This window comes from Stieleria sp. (assembly GCF_041595215.1).
Lineage (GTDB): Bacteria > Planctomycetota > Planctomycetia > Pirellulales > Pirellulaceae > Stieleria > Stieleria magnilauensis.
The window spans coordinates 1-2678 of record NZ_JBFHKV010001128.1; the positions used below are offsets into that span (position 1 = coordinate 1).

The 2678-nt window shown below is 57.2% G+C and carries 4 protein-coding genes; 3 read left to right on the top strand and 1 reads right to left on the bottom strand.

The annotated features are described in order from the left end of the window. From ABX749_RS28805 to ABX749_RS28815, 3 genes are all read left to right on the top strand, one after another. Nucleotides 1-628 (top strand): PhoPQ-activated protein PqaA family protein (locus ABX749_RS28805; RefSeq protein WP_372899072.1); only part of this gene is annotated, 628 nt, incomplete at its 5' end. 210 nt (nucleotides 629-838) lie between these two features. Next, on the top strand, nucleotides 839-1078 hold the full coding sequence (locus ABX749_RS28810; protein ID WP_372899073.1) for a hypothetical protein: 240 nt from the start codon (nucleotides 839-841) through the stop codon (nucleotides 1076-1078). 171 nt (nucleotides 1079-1249) lie between these two features. Further along, on the top strand, nucleotides 1250-1525 hold the full coding sequence (locus ABX749_RS28815; protein ID WP_372899074.1) for a nucleotidyltransferase: 276 nt from the start codon (nucleotides 1250-1252) through the stop codon (nucleotides 1523-1525). A 322-nt stretch (nucleotides 1526-1847) separates the two neighbouring features. Here ABX749_RS28815 and ABX749_RS28820 read toward each other — a convergent pair. Continuing rightward, nucleotides 1848-2678 (bottom strand): HlyD family efflux transporter periplasmic adaptor subunit (locus ABX749_RS28820; protein WP_372899075.1); only part of this gene is annotated, 831 nt, incomplete at its 5' end.

A 2678-nucleotide genomic window follows, 5' to 3' on the forward strand; every position in this document is an offset into this window, starting at 1 on the left:
CTGTCTGGTTGCTTCGGTCGATGATCGTTTCAAAGCCGCTGTCCCCGTTTACGGTTGCGGTTTTCTGTATCAGGGTGAATCGGTGCAAAAGCCGGCTATCGACAAATTGGGTGATCGACGCGAGCAGTGGATCGGAGCGTACGATCCGTCGAGTCTGCTCGTTCGCTGCCGCGTACCGATACTGTTTGTCAACGGCACAAATGACATTCACTACCCACTGGACAGTTACCAGAAGAGCTACGATGTGGTGCCAGGGCGAAAGCAGATGCGCATCGAGGTCAAGATGCGACACGGGCACCAGCCCGGTTGGGCTCCCCAAGAGATCGGCTTGTACATCGATTCCTTTTGCCGCGGCGGCACGCCTCTGCCGGTACCTGGTGCGATGGCGACCGACGGCGAAGCGGTCCGCTTGTCGTACACCAGTGTCGTGCCCCTCAAGTCTGCGCAGTTGCACTACACGACCGATACGGGGCTGCGTTCAAAACGCGATTGGCAAAGTCTTTCGGCGGAAATCGCCAGCGATGAAGTCACCGCGCCCCGGCCGCCGGGGAACGCCAATACATGGTTCATCGCGTTGACCGACGAGCGAGATGCGATGGTGACCACTCCCGTCCAGTTCGCGAACTAGGTTGGATCGTTCACGCCCGCGAATCAGAACGCCGGTAAATGGGACCGATGCGAAGATCACCCACGGCTTGGAAGCAGCCGTCGATGCAACTTCAGCTTGCGAGAGCAAATCCAAAACAGCTTCGCTGTAATTGAGTCGCCCGAAAAGTGCCCGGTGTAGGCCGCTGGGGGGCGGAATCGACTCACGAGGTCTGGAGGTTATACTGGGGGCATGAGCTACGCCCCGAAACATGACTTTCGCTACTTTGAAGCGGCCACCGCGATGGCTCGCCTCGACTTTGAGCGGCAGGCCAGTCCGATACAGAAGGCAGAACGTTTTGCCGAATTAGTCGCTGTCTGTAAGGGCGCAGAAAAACCTAATGCGGCCTCGGTCGATCGTCAAAAACAGTGGTTGGCTGAAAAAGTTCCGATCCGGCTCAGACAGGTCGCGGCGTTCAACTCAAGCGAATGAGTGGTCGTAGAAGCAGATGTTGATCGAGGTGTTGGCCAAATTCGCAAGGCTGTTGGAGACGCGGAACGTTCGATACGCGCTGATCGGTGGACTTGCTGCTTCGATTAGGGGACGAATTCGAGCAACGGAAGATCTGGACCTCATCTTACTTTGTGGCCTGGAGGAGGCATTTTGGCGGTCGGTCTTTCTGGTTTTGAGAAAGAAATCGTCGAGCGGGCCGATCCGATGATCTTCGAAGGTTGCGAGATTTTTGTAGCGACTCCAGAGGATTTGGTTGTGTTGAAGATCCTGGCTGGGCGCCCAAGAGATCTGGATGATGTAGAGGGCATCGTCGAAATCCATGCGAAACAGCTCGATTGGCAGTACTGCCTCGCAGCTGCAAGACGGTTGGAGGCGGCCGTCGACATTGATTTGGTACAACAAATAGAACGCCTTCGATCAGGCTGATTCATTGCTCTGGTTTCATCGACCGGACGGTCACTCCCCCTCGTCGTTCGATGACAAATGATCTTGTGTGTCTAAATGCTGACGAGTCACCACCTTCTTCACGTCATCCATTGCCTTGCGGTTATTTCCGTTCGATACAGCTTCGTACCGTTTTGCAGGCGCCGCTCGCTCACCGGCCTGTTGATTTAATCCGATCACACGTGGGATCAGCCGTTTCGCGCAAGCGTACGGGCATTCATCATGTCGATTACTCGCCGGCGCCCGTAGGCTCGCGCCAAACGGCTGATTAAATCAACAAGCCGTCACGCTTCCCGCTGAAGTCTTAGCGAAACCGCAGCAGCCGGGTTAAGAATCTGACGGTTCTACCCAAAACCGAAATCGGTTCGGCAGTGATGCGTGCCGAGACGTCGGTTCCCGTGATCACGGCATCTCGGGCGGCGAAATCGGTCAGGTCGAGTTCGACACGGACCACGTACGACGTTTCATCCGGCGTCTCTCTCCGTGTTGCCTGTTCGTCGTCGCGTCGTTGTCGGTTGTCGTCGACGGTCCACTGTTTCGAGGAGATCTCGGCGACGGTCCCGGTCAGCGGATGCGCGGGGTCTGATTCCAAGACCAACTTGACCGCGTTGGAAACCTTGATGCGTTGGACTTGGGACGCGGAGACCACGAGTTCGGCATCCCAGCGGTCGGCGCCGACCACGGTGAACAATTCGGTGCCGGGTTCGACAAAACACCCGCGGTTGCGGGACTCCGTCGGATCGCCGCTCCATCGGGTCAGCGTCAAATCTGTCGCTTGGCCTGAAGCGGGATCCGTGGTCAGTGGACGTCGCGGCGGTGCGATCAACCGTCCCGTCGCCGGCGCGCGAATCTTCAATGCCTCACGCCGTCGCCGATGTGTTTCGAGTTGCTGTTCCAGTTCGACGAGTACGGCTTCGGCCACCGGCAATTCATTGGCGGCATCGGGAAGTTTCAGACGACTGGATTTCAACGTTTGGAACAGTTCGCGTTGGGACTTCACCCGCGCTTCGGTTTTCGAAAATTGATGAACGACTTCGGGGTTGGACAGCGTTGCGATCAGATCGCCTTGGTCCACCGACATGCCGGCCGAGACGACCAAGTCATCCAGATGACCGCCGGTGGCAATGTAGATCGC

Excerpts from the sequence above, each read along its gene's own strand:
- ABX749_RS28810 (WP_372899073.1), top strand. The coding sequence starts at position 839 with ATGAGCTACGCCCCGAAACATGACTTTCGCTACTTTGAAGCGGCCACC.